The organism is Aliiroseovarius sp. YM-037 (assembly GCF_048060095.1).
Classification (GTDB): Bacteria; Pseudomonadota; Alphaproteobacteria; order Rhodobacterales; family Rhodobacteraceae; genus JBLUOA01.
In genome coordinates, this window is record NZ_JBLUOA010000001.1 from 1,346,517 (window position 1) to 1,361,972 (window position 15,456).

The following is a 15,456-nucleotide window of genomic DNA, read 5'->3' on the forward strand; positions in this document are numbered from 1 at the left end:
CGTGATGGCACGCCCGCATATCAACACCACCGCTGCGACGATGCGCGGCGGTGAATTTGCGCGACATCTGCGCAGAAACCTATTGATTCAGGGTGGCAATCGGGGCGGGGATGCTGTTTACACCAACTCGCCGACGCTGCCACGTGATTTGCCGATCAGCGACGCCAAAGTCGGGCATGGCGCATCGCGTGGAAACTGGAATACCGACGGTGTGAGGACCAATGGCTGAATTTCTTTCCACCCCTTTCGGAATACTGCTGATTATCGTCGCGCAATGCCTTGCGGTGATCGGTTTTGTCATGATCTCGCTCTTGTTCCTCGTCTATGGCGACCGGAAGATCTGGGCCGCCGTCCAGATGCGCAAAGGGCCGAACGTCGTTGGTGCCTTTGGCCTGCTGCAATCGGTGGCGGATGCGCTGAAATACGTGGTGAAAGAGGTCGTCGTTCCCGCCGGTGCGGACAAGCCCGTTTTCTTCCTCGCGCCGATGGCGTCCTTCGTTCTGGCGATGATCGCGTGGGCAGTTATTCCCTTCGCCGACGGCTGGGTTCTCGCCGATCTGAACGTCGCGATCCTTTATGTCTTCGCGGTGTCATCGCTTGAGGTTTACGGCGTCATCATGGGGGGCTGGGCGTCAAACTCCAAATACCCGTTCCTTGGCAGCCTGCGGTCGGCGGCGCAGATGATCTCATACGAAGTGTCGATTGGCCTGATTATCATCGGCGTCGTGATCTCGACCGGGTCGCTGTCCTTCGGTGACATCGTGCGGGCGCAGGACGGAGACTACGGCTTCTTTAGCTGGTATTGGTTGCCGCACCTGCCGATGGTCGCGCTGTTCTTTATCTCGGCGCTTGCGGAAACCAACCGCCCGCCGTTTGACTTGCCGGAAGCGGAAAGCGAACTGGTCGCGGGGTATCAGGTGGAATATTCGTCGACGATGTTCCTGCTGTTCATGGCCGGCGAATACATCGCGATCTTCCTGATGTGCGCGCTGACGTCGCTGTTGTTCTTCGGCGGCTGGCTGTCGCCCATTCCGGGCCTGCCGGATGGCGCGCTGTGGATGGTCGGCAAGATGGCGTTCTTCTTCTTCATCTTCGCGATGGTCAAGGCGATCACACCGCGCTATCGCTACGACCAGCTGATGCGGATCGGCTGGAAAGTGTTCCTGCCGCTATCGCTCGCCTGGGTGGTGATCGTCGCGTTCTTTGCACAATTCGGGGCCTTTGGCGGAGCGTATGCCCGCTGGGCCGTGGGGGGCTAATATGGACTACACCCGCGCTGCGAAATATTTCCTGCTGACCGACTTTATCAAGGGGTTCGGGCTGGGGCTGAAGTATTTCTTCTCGCCCAAGGCGACGCTGAACTATCCGCATGAAAAGGGCCCGTTGTCGCCGCGGTTCCGGGGTGAACACGCGCTGCGCCGCTATCCGAACGGCGAAGAACGCTGCATCGCCTGCAAATTGTGTGAGGCCGTATGCCCCGCCCAAGCGATCACCATTGATGCGGAGCCGCGCGATGATGGCAGCCGCCGCACGACGCGTTACGACATCGACATGACAAAATGCATCTACTGCGGCTTTTGTCAGGAAGCCTGCCCGGTCGATGCCATCGTCGAAGGCCCGAATTTCGAGTTCTCGACCGAAACCCGCGAGGAACTTTTCTACGACAAAGAAAAGCTGCTTGAAAACGGAGAGCGTTGGGAAGCCGAAATCGCCCGCAACCTTGAACTGGATGCACCGTACCGATGACCGATCCGAAAAACCCCTTCGATGACATGATGAAACAGGCGCAGGAGTTGGCGAAAGCCTTCAACCCTGCGATGGAGTCGTTTTCGCCGAGAGGGTTTGAAAATCTGTGGCCCACCATGCCGAAAGACTTCATGGAGATGGTGTTCGGCAATGCGGTGAACAAGGACGGGCTGGATGCGAAAACCCGGCTGTTGTTGACGCTGGCTGGTTTGACGATGCAGGGCGCGCAGGCGGATTCCCCGATCCGCGTTACGGTGCGCCACGCGCTTGAAGCGGGCGCAAAACCGCAGGAAATCGCCGAGACGATCGGCACGATGTCGGTTTTTGCCGGTATCCCCGCAATGACCCGCGCGCTGGAACTGGCGCAGGAAGTCATGAAAGACAAAGAAGGTGACGAGGCATGACTGTAGCTGTCTTTTCGTTCTACGTTTTCGCGATCACGACGGTGGCCGCCGGGCTGTTCGTCGTCGTGTCGCGCAACCCGGTCCATTCGGTGCTGTGGCTGATCCTCGCGTTCCTAAGTTCTGCCGGGTTGTTCGTGCTTCTGGGGGCGGAGTTCGTGGCGATGCTGTTGGTTATCGTCTATGTCGGCGCGGTCGCGGTGTTGTTCCTGTTCGTGGTCATGATGCTCGACGTCGATTTTGCGGAGCTGAAGGCCGAAATGGCCCGCTATGTGCCGCTCGCGCTGCTGATCGGGGTCGTTCTGCTGATGCAGCTTGGCATCGTGCTCGGCAACTGGAGCTTTGCGGATCAGGCCGAAGGGCTGCGCGGTGCGATCACCCCCGACCTGAACGAAACGCACAACACGGCAGCGCTGGGTCGGTTGATCTATGACGATTACATCTATCTGTTCCAAGCGGCGGGTCTGATCCTGCTGGTTGCAATGATTGGGGCCATCGTCCTGACCCTGCGCCACCGCCCGGACGTTAAACGCCAGAACGTCATCGCCCAGATGCACCGCGATCCCGCGAAAGCGATGGAACTGAAAGACGTGAAGCCGGGGCAGGGACTATAGCCGCTGACCCGCCCCGGACGCGCTCCGGGGCCTCGCCCAGCCGGGCGGACGATAGGAAAGAGGCCCCGGATCAAGTCCGGGGCGCAAGACGGAAAGATAATACGGGCAAGGCCCGGAGGGACAGATGATCGGACTTGAACATTACTTGGGCGTCGCGGCGGCTTTGTTCGTCATTGGCATCTTCGGGCTTTTCCTCAACCGGAAGAACGTCATCATCCTGCTGATGTCGATCGAACTGATGCTGCTTGCGGTGAACATCAACCTCGTCGCTTTCTCAAGTTTCTTGGGTGATCTCGTCGGGCAGGTCTTCACCATGTTCGTGCTGACGGTTGCGGCGGCCGAGGCCGCAATCGGCCTTGCCATCCTTGTCTGTTTCTTCCGCAACCGCGGCACCATCGCGGTTGAAGATGTTAATGTGATGAAAGGGTAGAGGGACATGGAAACCATCATCCTCTTTGCCCCGCTTGTGGGCGCGATCATCGCCGGCTTCGGCTGGAAGATCATCGGCGAAAAGGGTGCGATGTATGTCACGACGGGGCTGCTGTTTCTTGCCGCCCTGCTGTCATGGATCGTGTTTTTCGGGTTCGAAGGTGAAACCCGATACATTGAGATTTTCCGCTGGATTCAGTCCGGCAGCCTTGACACAAGCTGGTCGATCCGGCTGGACCGCCTGACGGCGATCATGCTGATCGTGGTGACGACGGTATCAAGCCTCGTCCACCTTTATAGCATGGGCTACATGGATCACGACCCCCAGTGGAAAGAGGGCGAAAGCTACAAGCCACGCTTTTTTGCTTACCTGTCTTTCTTCACCTTCGCGATGTTGATGCTGGTGACGGCGAACAACCTGCTTCAACTGTTCTTTGGCTGGGAAGGTGTGGGGGTCGCGTCCTACTTGCTGATCGGATTCTACTATCGCAAACCGTCGGCAAACGCGGCCGCGATCAAGGCGTTCGTGGTGAACCGTGTCGGCGATTTCGGCTTCCTCCTCGGGATTTTCGGGCTGTTCCTGCTGGTCGACAGCATTGCATTGGATGACATCTTTACCGCCGCGCCGACGCTGGCGGAAACGACGATCACCTTCCTGTGGACCGACTGGAACGCGGCCAACCTGTTGGCGTTCCTTCTTTTCGTCGGCGCAATGGGCAAGTCGGCGCAGCTGTTCCTGCACACCTGGTTGCCGGACGCGATGGAAGGCCCGACGCCCGTGTCGGCCCTGATCCACGCGGCGACGATGGTCACGGCGGGCGTATTCCTTGTCTGCCGCATGTCGCCGCTGATGGAATTCGCGCCCGAAGCCAAGATGTTCGTCGTTATCATTGGCGCGAGCACGGCGTTCTTTGCTGCGACCGTGGGGCTTGTGCAGAACGACATCAAGCGGGTGATCGCGTATTCCACCTGTTCGCAGCTTGGTTATATGTTCGTAGCAGCCGGTGTCGGTGTTTACTCTGCGGCGATGTTTCACCTGTTCACGCACGCGTTCTTCAAAGCGATGTTGTTCCTTGGCGCGGGATCGGTGATCCACGCGATGCATCACGAACAGGACATGCGGAATTACGGCGCGCTGCGTAAGAAAATCCCCTACACCTATTGGGCGATGCTGATCGGCACGTTGGCAATTACGGGTGTTGGCATTCCGCTGACCCATATCGGGTTCGCCGGATTCCTGTCGAAAGACGCGATCATTGAAAGCGCGTTCGGCGCGCATACCGCCGTTGGCAACTATGCCTTCTGGCTGCTGGTTGTGGCGGCGTTCATGACCAGCTTCTACAGCTGGCGGCTGATGTTCCTGACGTTCTTTGGCGAAGCGCGCGGCGACAAGCACACGCATGAACACGCGCATGAAAGCCCGATGACGATGATCATCCCGCTTGGTGTTCTGGCGCTTGGCGCGATCTTTGCCGGTATGGTCTGGTTCGGGTCATTCTTTGGCGATCATGATGAGGTCAACGAATTCTACGGCGTTCCGGCCCATGCCGAGGCGGCAGAAGGCGACCATGGCACTGAAACCGCTGATGCCGGACATGGCCAAAGCACCGCCGACGGCGAAGGTGTTGTCGCCGCGACCGAAGAACTGGCCGAGGGTGACACCGAAGGCGCTGCCGAAGCGGTCACCGAACCTGCGGGTGAGGGTGATCATGGCGCGACCGAAACCGCCGATGCAGGCCACGGAGAGGACGCGGGCGAAACCCACGCCGCTGCTGGTTGGGCACCGGGGCAGGGCGCAGTCTTTACCCATCCCGACAATCACGTGATGGATGAAGCCCACCACGCGCCCAAATGGGTCAAGGTTTCGCCGTTCATCGCGATGGTGCTTGGCCTCGCGCTGGCTTACTTGTTCTACATCGTGAACCCGGCGCTGCCGCGCCGTCTGGCCGACAGCCAGCCGCACGCGTATCAGTTCCTGCTGAACAAGTGGTATTTCGATGAGATCTACGACGCGATCTTTGTGCGTCCGGCGCGTGCGATTGGCCGCTTCCTGTGGCGACGCGGGGATGGGTCAACCATTGACGGGTTCCTGAACGGCCTCGCCATGGGAATCATCCCGTTCTTCACGCGTTTGGCGGGGCGTGCGCAGTCCGGCTACATCTTCACCTATGCCTTTGCCATGGTTATCGGGATCGTTGTCCTGATCACATGGATGACGATCAGCGGAGGGGCTGAATAACCATGGAAAACCTGCTTTCCATCGTCACGTTTATACCGCTCCTCGCGGCGGCGATCCTTGCGTTTTTCCTGCGCGGGGACGATGCAGCCGCGCAGCGCAACGCAAAATGGCTCGCCCTGATCGCGAGCTCGGTGACATTCATCGTGTCGCTGTTTATCCTGTCGGGCTTTGATGCGGCGGACACAGGCTTTCAGTTCGTTGAAGAACGGGAGTGGATCCTTGGCTTCACCTACAAGATGGGTGTCGACGGAATTTCGGTCCTGTTCGTGATGCTGACGACCTTCCTGATGCCGCTGGTGATCCTCGCCTGTTGGGATGTGACGGACCGGGTGAAGGACTACATGATCGCCTTCCTCGTCCTTGAAACGCTGATGATCGGCGTGTTCGTCGCGCTGGACCTTGTGCTGTTCTACCTGTTCTTCGAAGCGGGCCTGATCCCCATGTTCCTGATTATCGGGATCTGGGGCGGGCAGAACCGGATTTACGCGGCGTTCAAGTTCTTCCTCTATACTTTCATCGGCTCAGTTCTGATGCTGGTCGCGATGATCGCGATGTATACTTATGGCGGCACCACGGACATTCCGTCGCTGATGGCGCATTCATTTGACTCAGAAACGATCTCCGTCCTCGGGATTACCGTGCCGGGTGGGGTGCAGACGCTGCTATGGTTCGCGTTCTTCTCATCCTTCGCGGTCAAAATGCCGATGTGGCCGTTCCATACGTGGCTGCCGGACGCGCACGTTCAGGCACCGACCGCCGGGTCGGTCGTGCTGGCGGCGATTCTGCTGAAGATGGGTGGCTACGGCTTCCTGCGCTTCAGCCTGCCGATGTTCCCGGTCGCGTCTGATGTGCTCGCGCCGCTGATCTTCTGGATGTCGGCGATTGCGATTGTCTACACCTCGCTGGTGGCGCTGGTGCAGGAGGATATGAAAAAGCTGATCGCCTATTCTTCGGTTGCGCATATGGGTTACGTCACGATGGGGATTTTCGCCGCGAACCAGCAAGGGATCGACGGCGCGATCTTCCAGATGCTCAGCCATGGGTTCATTTCGGGCGCTCTCTTCCTCTGCGTCGGCGTGATCTATGATCGGATGCATACCCGCGACATTGATGCTTACGGTGGCCTTGTAAACCGGATGCCGGCTTATGCGCTGATCTTCATGTTCTTCACGATGGCCAATGTCGGCTTGCCCGGCACCTCGGGCTTTGTCGGAGAGTTCTTGACCCTCATGGGCATTTTCCAGGTCAACACATGGGTTGCGCTGGTCGCAACATCCGGCGTGATCCTGTCGGCCGGTTATGCGCTGTGGCTGTATCGTCGGGTCGTTATGGGCGATCTCATCAAGGAAAGCCTGCGGTCAATCACCGACATGACCAAGCGCGAACGGGCGATCTTCGCCCCGCTCGTCTTCATGACGCTGCTGCTGGGCGTTTACCCGGCGCTGGTCACAGACCTGATCGGTCCGTCGGTCGAAGCGCTTATTACTGAATATCACGCTGCGCTGCCCGCAACGGACGGCGCCGTGCAAGTCGCACAACATTAAGGTGGGTTCGATGATCTCTGCTGATATTTCCACTGTCCTGCCCGAGATTGTGCTTGCCGTCTATGCGATGGCGGCGCTGATATTTGCGGTTTATACCGGCAAGGATAAGCTGGCCCCGACGCTGATATGGCTAACGGCGATCGTGTTCGCGGGGCTCGGCATCTGGATCGCGATTTCGGGCGACGCGGCACATATGGCTTTTGGCGGCGCGTTCATCGACGATGCGTTTGCGCGGTTCGCCAAGGTCACGATCCTGCTGTCTGCGGCGGCCATTCTGCTAATCGGCCAAGACTACATGGCGAAGCGTGACTTGCTGCGGTTTGAATACCCGATCCTTCTAGCGCTCGCCGTCGTTGGCATGATGATGATGGTCAGCGCGGGCGATCTGATGGCGCTTTACATGGGGTTAGAGCTTCAATCCCTTGCGCTTTATGTCGTTGCGTCCCTGCGGCGCGACAGCGCGATCTCGACCGAGGCGGGGTTGAAGTATTTCGTCCTTGGCGCACTGTCGTCAGGCTTGCTGCTTTACGGCGCTTCGCTGACCTACGGCTTTGCTGGGACCACACTGTTCGGCGGGATCATCACGACCGTCGAAGACGGGCATATGTCCATCGGGTTGCTGTTCGGCCTCGTGTTCATCGCAACCGGCCTTGCGTTCAAGGTGTCGGCTGTGCCGTTCCATATGTGGACGCCGGATGTCTACGAAGGCTCCCCCACGCCGGTCACGGCGTTCTTTGCAACAGCCCCGAAGGTTGCCGCGATGGGCCTGTTCGCACGGGTGCTGCATGACGCCTTCGGTCAGGCGACCGCCGACTGGACCCAGATAATCGCGCTGCTGGCGGTGCTGTCGATGTTCCTTGGCGCAGTTGCCGGGATCGGGCAGCGCAATATCAAGCGGCTGATGGCCTATTCGTCGATTGCCCATATGGGCTTCGCGCTGATCGGCCTTGCGTCGGGCACCGCGTTCGGCGTGCAGGCGATGCTGATCTACATGGCGATCTACGTCACGATGAATATCGGCACCTTCGCGTTCATCCTGTCGATGGAGAAGGACGGCAAGCCCGTCACCGATATCGCGGCACTCAACCAGTATTCGAAACGCGAACCGCTCCGCGCGCTCGCGATGTTGGTTCTGCTGTTCAGCCTTGCGGGTGTGCCACCAATGGTCGGCTTCTTCGGCAAGTTCTACGTGCTGCAAGCCGCAGTTCAGGCTGAGATGTATTTGCTTGCGGTCGCTGGCGTTATCGCGTCGGTGATTGGCGCGTTCTACTACCTCAGGATCGTTTACTACATGTATTTCGGCGAGGAACGCGAGGCGCTAGACACGCCGACCTCGCCCGTATTGTGGGTCGCGCTGATGGCGTCAGCGGCGATGATGGTGTTTGGCGTCGTCAACCTGTTCGGCATCGAAGACTTTGCGGCGGCCGCGGCGGCGACCCTTGTCAACTGATTGGCCCGATGGTGTCGGTCGGCGTATTCTGAACGAAGTCGACAGCACTAACCTTGAGGCGCAGCGCCTTGCCCCGGACCTTGCTGGACCGGAATGGATACTCGCCCTGCGCCAGACGCATGGAAGGGGGCGGCGGGGCAAGCCCTGGGCCGATCCTGCAGGTAATTTCAGCGCAACGCTCGTGATGCGCCCGGCGGAAAGCCCGGACAGGGTTGCGTTACGATCCTTCGTTGCATCGCTCGCCTTGTGGGAGGCGTGCGTCGCCGCCACTGGCCGGGCAGAACCGTTTACGCTGAAATGGCCGAACGACGTTCTGCTGAATGGCGGCAAGCTTGCCGGTATCCTGCTGGAAAGCGCCGGGTCTGGCGGACAGATCACGCATTTCTGCATCGGTATCGGGGTGAACCTCATCACCTCTCCAAGCGTGGATCAAGTGGAGGAGGGTGCCCTGCGACCCGTCAACCTGCTCTCCGAAACGGGCGCACGGGTCAGCCCGGAAGAGTTTCTCGACCTGCTCGCCCCCGCTTACGCGAAATGGGAGGCGCAGTTCGCGACCTATGGTTTTGCTCCGATCCGTGAGGCATGGCTTAGCCGCGCCGCCAAGCTGGGCGAGGTTATCACCGCCCGCACGGGTCGCGACGCGACGGTCGGGACATTTGAAACCGTCGACGAAAACGGCAACCTTATCCTCAACACCTCCAGCGGCCGGCGTGTCATCACCGCCGCCGAGGTTTTTTTCTGACGAGAGGGGCACGCTATGCTTCTGGCGATTGACTGCGGCAATACCAATACGGTCTTCTCGATCTGGGACGGGGAGCGTTTCTTGTGCACGCTACGCACCTCGACCGAACATCAGCGCACGGCGGATCAATATTTCGTCTGGCTGTCGACGCTGCTGCGCCACCACAAGATCGAATTCGATATTGATGAGGTGATCGTATCGTCTACCGTGCCGCGCGTAGTCTGGAACCTGCGCGTCTTCGCGGATCGCTATTTCGGCTGTCGCCCGCTTGTGGTGGGCAAGCCGGACTGCCTGCTGCCTGTTGACGTGCGCGTCGATGCCGGAACGCAGGTTGGCCCTGATCGTCTGGTCAACACGGTTGCGGGCCACGATCTTTATGGCGGTGATCTGATCCTCGTCGATTTCGGCACCGCGACGACATTTGACGTGGTGGCGGAGGACGGCGCGTATATCGGCGGAGTGATATCGCCGGGCGTGAACCTTAGCCTGCAAGCGCTTCACGAAGCGGCGGCGGCGCTGCCGCATGTCGACGTGACGAAGCCGGAGCATGTGATCGGCACCAATACGGTCGCCTGTATGCAATCCGGTGTGTTCTGGGGTTATGTCGGCCTGATCAACGGCATCACGACCCGGATCAAGGAAGAACGCGGGCGCGAGATGAAGGTGATTTCAACCGGCGGTCTTGCGCCGCTGTTCCAGCAGGGATACGCGCTGTTCGACCACTTTGAAGACGATCTTACGATGCACGGCCTGACCGTCATCCACAAATACAACAAGGACCAAGGCAACATATGAGCAAGGACAGATTGATCTACCTCCCCCTCGGCGGCGCGGGGGAGATCGGCATGAACGCCTATGTCTACGGCTATGGCCCGAAGGGGCGCGAACGCCTGATCCTCGTCGATCTGGGCGTCACCTTTCCCGATATGGACACGACGCCGGGGGTCGATCTGATCTTTCCCGATATCACGTGGCTGGAAGAAAACGCGGATCGGCTTGATGCGATTTTCGTAACCCACGCGCATGAGGATCACGTGGGCGCAGTCGGGCATCTGTGGAACCGGTTGAAAGCGCCCGTCTACGCCCGCGCCTTCACCGCGCATCACGCCCGACGCAAGATGGAGGAACACGGCGCACCGGAGGAAGAGGTGATCACAGCCTCCGCCTATCCCGAAGTCATCAAGGCTGGCCCCTTCACCGTGTCGTTCATGCCGCTCAGCCACTCGATCCCCGAAAGCTCTGCCCTTGTGATCGACACACCTGCGGGGCGCGTTGTGCATACGGGCGACTTCAAGCTGGATGAAACGCCGCTGGTCGGTGAGCCGTTTGACCCCGAGCTTTGGGCAGAGGTTGCAAAACCAGGGGTCAAGGCGCTCGTCTGCGATTCAACCAACGTGTTTTCGCCGCATGAAGGTCGATCAGAGTCATCCGTCGGCCCGGAAATCACCGAGCTTGTAAAATCTGCGAAGGGCATGGTTGTGGCTACGACCTTCGCCTCAAACGTCGCGCGGGTTAAGACGCTGGCAGAGGCGGGCAAGGCCGCCGGTCGCTCTGTCTGTTTGCTGGGCCGCGCGATGCGCCGGATGATCGAGGCCGGGATCACAACTGGCGTGCTGGCCGACTTCCCGACGACGATCAGCCCCGAGGACGCGCGAGAGCTGTCTCGTGAGGATCTGATGCTGATCGTGACTGGCAGCCAGGGTGAACGGCGTGCCGCATCGGCGCAGCTGGCCCGCGGCAAGTATCAGGGGCTTACGATGGCCGAAGGCGACCTGTTCCTTTTCAGTTCCAAAACCATTCCGGGCAATGAACGCGGCGTGATCCGCATCATCAATGCCTATTCCGAAATGGGCGTCGATGTGGTCGATGACAGCAGCGGAAAATACCACGTCTCCGGCCACGCGAATCGGCCCGACTTGCTGCGCGTGCATGAGATTATGCAGCCGCAGATGGTTATTCCGATGCACGGCGAACATCGGCACCTGCGCGAACACGCAAAGCTTGCGATGGCTGCTGGGCGCCGCTCGGTCGTTGCGGTGAACGGCACGATGTTGGACCTGACTGGCGATGCGCCGGATGTTGTTGATTGCATCGAAACCGGGCGGCTTTACCTTGACGGATCTGTCAAGATTGGCGCGTTTGACGGTGTGGTCCGCGACCGCATCCGCATGGCGCTGAACGGCCATGTCACAGCGACGGTCATTATCGACGAAGAGGATGAACCGCTCGGCGATCCGTGGGTGGAACTGATGGGGTTGCCGGAAACCGGAACCTCAAACGCGCCGCTTGTTGATGTTCTGGAAGCGGATCTTGGCCAGTTGTTGAACCGGATGAATGACAAGACGCTGGGCGACGACGACAAGATCGAGGAAGCACTGCGGCGTGAGGTTCGGCGCTCCGCCAGTGAAGAAATCGGTCGCAAGCCCGAAGTGACCGTCGTTATCAGCAGGCTGGCCTAAGCGTTGCGCGAAAACGTCTTTCGGTCTGTGCTGGGCGCAGCCTATGACGACCTGCCGACGGCCGTGCAGCAATTTCACGATCACGCCGCGACCCACTATCACGGCGTTGCGTCATCGGGCGGCGCCGCGCATCTTTCGGCGCGGCTGTTGCGACGCCTGTTCGGCTTTCCGCCACTTAGCGATCGACTGACGGTCGATGTCTGGCTTAGCCAGCGTGGGATGTCTGAACATTGGAAACGCAACTTCGGCGGGCGGGGCTTTCAATCAAGCTTTGCACGGACCGCCGACGGATGCCTTCACGAACGCTTTGGCCCATTTCGCTTCGCCTTCCGGTTAAGGGTCGCGGATCGGCGGTTGTATTGGGATTTTGCGGGCTGGTCGCTGTGGGTAATCCCGCTGCCAAAGGCACTTGGCCCCAAGATCGTCACGCATGAAAGCGAAAGCGAAGACGGCGCTTATGCGTTTTACTCACACGCCGATTTTCCGTTGATTGGCACGCTGATCAACTACGAAGGCACAATCCGACCGGTGAGCGCTGAAGGGGCGGGGGCTGCTTAGCCCGTCCGCCGATCTTCAAAGCTCTTGGCGATAAAGCTGGGCATGTGATCGCCCATGCCGACAACCTTCTTGCCATTGTTACCGCCACGACCCCGACCGCCGCGCTTTTCATTGCGATTGTTTTCTTCGCGGGGGTTTTCTTCGGCGGCTGGTTTGGTTTCCGCAGGCTTTTCGGCGTTGTCAGCTTTCGCGACGTCTGCCTTCGCTTCTTGCGTCGGTGCCTCGTCCTTCGGTTTGGACTTTGACCGGGACCGGCTACGCTTTGGCTTAGCGTCTTCCTCTGCCGTCACTTCGGGCTTCGGAGTCTCTGCGGCTTTCCCGGATCCAAGCGGGTTGTCGATGCGCGGAACGGGCTGCTGAACCAGCCGTTCGATCGCGTCGAGGTTCTTTTCGTCAGACGGCGCGCAGATCATCAGGGTTTTACCTGTCCGCCCGGCGCGACCTGTCCGGCCAATCCGGTGGACGTAATCCTCAGCATGGCCCGGCACGTCGTAGTTGATCACATGCGAAACGTCCGGAATATCCAGCCCACGGGCTGCCACGTCTGACGCGCAAAGAAACCGGATCGAGCCATCGCGGAATCCGGCCAGGACCTGCATCCGTTTGGATTGGTCCAGATCGCCGTGGATCGGTTCGGCATTATAGCCGTGCTTTTTCAGCGACTTGGCGACAACGTCGACTTCGGTCTTGCGGTTGCAGAAGATGATTGCGTTCTTGCAACCTTCGCCTTCCTGTTCGATCAGTGCGCGCAAAAGATTGCGTTTTTCGGACGACGCACGGTCACGACGACCGGGTTTGAACATCACTACGCCCTGCTCAATGTTCTCGCCCGCCGTCGCCGCGCGCGCGACCTCGACCTTGGCGGGGCCGGACAGGAATGTATTCGTGATCCGCTCAATCTCAGGTGCCATCGTGGCGCTGAAGAACAGCGTCTGGCGGGTGAACGGGGTAAGCGAGAAGATGCGTTCGATATCGGGGATGAACCCCATGTCGAGCATCCGGTCGGCCTCGTCCACCACCATGATTTGAACGCCGGTCAGCAGTAGCTTGCCGCGTTCAAAGTGGTCAAGCAGGCGTCCGGGGGTGGCGATCAGAACGTCAACACCCTTGTCAATCAGCGCGTCTTGTTCCTTGAAACTAACGCCGCCGATCAGCAGCGCTTTGGTCAGCTTCACGTTCTGCGCGTAGATGTCGAAGTTTTCAGCTACTTGCGCAGCGAGTTCGCGCGTCGGGCACAGAACCAGCGACCGCGGCATGCGCGCGCGGGCGCGACCTCGGGCCAGCATCGAAATCATGGGGAGCGTGAAGCTCGCCGTTTTCCCGGTGCCGGTCTGGGCGATTCCCAGAACATCGCGGCCTTCCAGAGCGGGCGGAATCGCACCGGCTTGGATCGGGGTAGGGGTTTCGTATCCGGCTGCCTCAACAGCCTTCAGGACCTTCGGGTCCAGTTTCAGGTCGGAAAACTTCGTCATTTAGCCCTTTCAACACGCGGCTTAAATGGCCGCTGTATTGACGCGGCCTGCCCGACCAAATTATCGGGCATTCGACTATCCGGCTGGCATACGCCTGATGTCGATGAAGGTCAAGTTTCTCAGTAATTTGGCGGCAGATCGTGGCGGGTGAACGCCTAGACCATCATTTCCTTCGTCGCGGATAGGGTGAGGTCGGGATAATCACGCTCAACCCGATCAATATCCCACTGCAATCGGGTCATGTAAACGACGTCGCCGTCGTGGTCATGGGCGATGTGCTGCTTGTTGGCGTCGACGAATTTTTCGACCGCCGATTTGGGGCCGTGGACCCAGCGGGCGGACGTGAATTGCGACGCCTCGAACCGGACGGGCAGGCCGTATTCAAGTTCGATGCGGCTGCCCAGAACCTCAAACTGCAGGGCGCCGACAACGCCGACGATAAAGCCGGACCCGATATTGGGTTTGAAGACCTTGGCGGCGCCTTCCTCAGCGAATTGCATCAGGGCCTTTTCCAGATGCTTTGCCTTCATCGGATCGCCTGCGCGGACCGACTGCAGCAGTTCCGGCGCGAAAGAGGGGATGCCTGTTGCGCGGATCGCCTCGCCCTCGGTCAGCGTGTCGCCGATGCGAAGCTGCCCATGGTTGGGGATGCCGATGATGTCGCCGGCCCAGGCCTCCTCGGCCAGTTCGCGGTCTGAGGCGAGGAACAGGACGGGATTGGTGATCGCCATCGGTTTCTTGCTGCGCACATGGGTCAGCTTCATGCCGCGTTTGAAATGCCCGGATGCCATGCGAACGAAGGCCACGCGGTCGCGGTGCTTTGGGTCCATGTTTGCCTGAACCTTGAAGACAAAGCCGCAAACCTTTGTTTCCTCTGGTGAAATCTGTCTGGGCGAGGCGGGCTGTGGCTGCGGCTCAGGCCCGTAGGCGCCGATGCCTTCCATCAGTTCCTTCACACCGAACGAATTGATCGCAGAGCCGAACCAGATCGGCGTCAGCGTGCCATCCAGTAACGCTTGCGCATCGAGCGGCGGCAGCAATTCGCGGGCCATTTCGACCTCTTCCTTCAGCTTTTCAAGCAGATGGTCGGGGACGTGCTCGGCAAGTTTCGGGTCATCAAGCCCTTTGATTTCAATGCTTTCCGCGATTTTGTTTCTGTCGGCGCGGTCCATGATCTCCAACCGGTCGCGCAGCAGATCATAGCAGCCGACAAACTCCGCCCCCATGCCGATGGGCCAGCTTGCAGGCGTCACGTCGATCGCAAGGTTTTCCTGAATCTCGTCAATGATGTCGAAGGTATCGCGGCTTTCCCGGTCCATCTTGTTACAGAAGGTCAGGATCGGCAGGTCGCGCAGGCGGCAGACCTCGAACAGCTTTTGCGTCTGGCTTTCAACGCCCTTCGCGCCGTCGATCACCATGACCGCGGCATCCACTGCCGTCAGCGTGCGGTAGGTGTCTTCGGAGAAGTCGGAGTGGCCCGGCGTGTCGACAAGATTGAACCGGAAGTTCTTGTAATCAAACGACATTGCAGAGGCGGAGACGGAAATCCCCCGGTCCTTTTCCATCTGCATGAAGTCCGACCGCGTGCGTCGCGCTTCGCCCTTGGCACGCACCTGTCCGGCCATCTGAATCGCGCCGCCGTAAAGTAGGAACTTCTCCGTCAGCGTCGTCTTGCCCGCATCCGGGTGAGAGATGATGGCAAAGGTGCGCCGCCGGGCAATTTCGGCGGGCAGGTCGGGTTTATTCGTGGCGCGGTCCAGCATGTGCGGGCGTATAGGCGAGGGGGGCGTGAAGGGCAAGAT

The 15,456-nt window shown here is 59.7% G+C and carries 15 protein-coding genes; 13 read left to right on the plus strand and 2 right to left on the minus strand.

Features of this window, described 5'->3' with window-relative positions:
- The first annotated feature begins 4 nt into the window (after nucleotides 1–4).
- From ACEWPJ_RS06640 to ACEWPJ_RS06700, 13 genes are all read left to right on the plus strand, one after another.
- Complete coding sequence (locus ACEWPJ_RS06640; protein ID WP_416511867.1) at nucleotides 5–229, plus strand: hypothetical protein; 225 nt, start codon at nucleotides 5–7, stop codon at nucleotides 227–229.
- Nucleotides 222–1,259: an NADH-quinone oxidoreductase subunit NuoH gene (gene nuoH / locus ACEWPJ_RS06645; RefSeq protein WP_416511868.1), complete on the plus strand. Its 1,038-nt coding sequence runs from the start codon at nucleotides 222–224 to the stop codon at nucleotides 1,257–1,259. Before ACEWPJ_RS06640 ends, nuoH begins: the two co-directional genes overlap by 8 nt.
- Nucleotides 1,234–1,746, plus strand: a complete 513-nt coding sequence (gene nuoI, locus ACEWPJ_RS06650) for an NADH-quinone oxidoreductase subunit NuoI (protein ID WP_416511870.1) — start codon at nucleotides 1,234–1,236, stop codon at nucleotides 1,744–1,746. Before nuoH ends, nuoI begins: the two co-directional genes overlap by 26 nt.
- Nucleotides 1,743–2,150, plus strand: a complete 408-nt coding sequence (locus ACEWPJ_RS06655) for a carboxymuconolactone decarboxylase family protein (protein ID WP_416511871.1) — start codon at nucleotides 1,743–1,745, stop codon at nucleotides 2,148–2,150. Before nuoI ends, ACEWPJ_RS06655 begins: the two co-directional genes overlap by 4 nt.
- Nucleotides 2,147–2,761, plus strand: a complete 615-nt coding sequence (locus tag ACEWPJ_RS06660) for an NADH-quinone oxidoreductase subunit J (protein ID WP_416511872.1) — start codon at nucleotides 2,147–2,149, stop codon at nucleotides 2,759–2,761. The genes ACEWPJ_RS06655 and ACEWPJ_RS06660 overlap by 4 nt, the downstream gene beginning before the upstream one ends.
- A 124-nt stretch (nucleotides 2,762–2,885) precedes the next feature.
- Nucleotides 2,886–3,191 (plus strand): NADH-quinone oxidoreductase subunit NuoK, encoded by a 306-nt coding sequence (nuoK, locus tag ACEWPJ_RS06665; protein WP_416511873.1) that lies wholly within the window; start codon nucleotides 2,886–2,888, stop codon nucleotides 3,189–3,191.
- Between the two features lie 6 nt (nucleotides 3,192–3,197).
- On the plus strand, nucleotides 3,198–5,429 hold the full coding sequence (gene nuoL, locus ACEWPJ_RS06670; RefSeq protein ID WP_416511874.1) for an NADH-quinone oxidoreductase subunit L: 2,232 nt from the start codon (nucleotides 3,198–3,200) through the stop codon (nucleotides 5,427–5,429).
- A gap of 2 nt (nucleotides 5,430–5,431) precedes the next feature.
- Nucleotides 5,432–6,973 (plus strand): NADH-quinone oxidoreductase subunit M, encoded by a 1,542-nt coding sequence (locus ACEWPJ_RS06675; protein WP_416511876.1) that lies wholly within the window; start codon nucleotides 5,432–5,434, stop codon nucleotides 6,971–6,973.
- Nucleotides 6,974–6,983: 10 nt separating this feature from the next.
- Nucleotides 6,984–8,423: an NADH-quinone oxidoreductase subunit NuoN gene (gene nuoN, locus ACEWPJ_RS06680; protein ID WP_416511878.1), complete on the plus strand. Its 1,440-nt coding sequence runs from the start codon at nucleotides 6,984–6,986 to the stop codon at nucleotides 8,421–8,423.
- Nucleotides 8,413–9,165, plus strand: a complete 753-nt coding sequence (locus tag ACEWPJ_RS06685) for a biotin--[acetyl-CoA-carboxylase] ligase (RefSeq protein WP_416511879.1) — start codon at nucleotides 8,413–8,415, stop codon at nucleotides 9,163–9,165. The genes nuoN and ACEWPJ_RS06685 overlap by 11 nt, the downstream gene beginning before the upstream one ends.
- A gap of 15 nt (nucleotides 9,166–9,180) precedes the next feature.
- On the plus strand, nucleotides 9,181–9,960 hold the full coding sequence (locus tag ACEWPJ_RS06690) for a type III pantothenate kinase (protein ID WP_416511880.1): 780 nt from the start codon (nucleotides 9,181–9,183) through the stop codon (nucleotides 9,958–9,960).
- The gene (locus ACEWPJ_RS06695) at nucleotides 9,957–11,624 is read left to right on the plus strand and encodes a ribonuclease J (RefSeq protein ID WP_416511881.1); all 1,668 of its coding nucleotides are present in this window, start codon (nucleotides 9,957–9,959) and stop codon (nucleotides 11,622–11,624) included. The genes ACEWPJ_RS06690 and ACEWPJ_RS06695 overlap by 4 nt, the downstream gene beginning before the upstream one ends.
- A gap of 27 nt (nucleotides 11,625–11,651) precedes the next feature.
- Nucleotides 11,652–12,182, plus strand: a complete 531-nt coding sequence (locus ACEWPJ_RS06700; protein ID WP_416511882.1) for a DUF4166 domain-containing protein — start codon at nucleotides 11,652–11,654, stop codon at nucleotides 12,180–12,182.
- Here the strand turns inward: ACEWPJ_RS06700 and ACEWPJ_RS06705 are convergent.
- Both ACEWPJ_RS06705 and ACEWPJ_RS06710 read right to left on the minus strand, forming a co-directional pair.
- Nucleotides 12,179–13,654 (minus strand): DEAD/DEAH box helicase, encoded by a 1,476-nt coding sequence (locus ACEWPJ_RS06705; protein WP_416511884.1) that lies wholly within the window; start codon nucleotides 13,652–13,654, stop codon nucleotides 12,179–12,181. The genes ACEWPJ_RS06700 and ACEWPJ_RS06705 overlap by 4 nt on opposite strands.
- Before the next feature lie 155 nt (nucleotides 13,655–13,809).
- Nucleotides 13,810–15,417 (minus strand): peptide chain release factor 3, encoded by a 1,608-nt coding sequence (locus tag ACEWPJ_RS06710; RefSeq protein WP_416511886.1) that lies wholly within the window; start codon nucleotides 15,415–15,417, stop codon nucleotides 13,810–13,812.
- Nucleotides 15,418–15,456 lie beyond the last annotated feature (39 nt).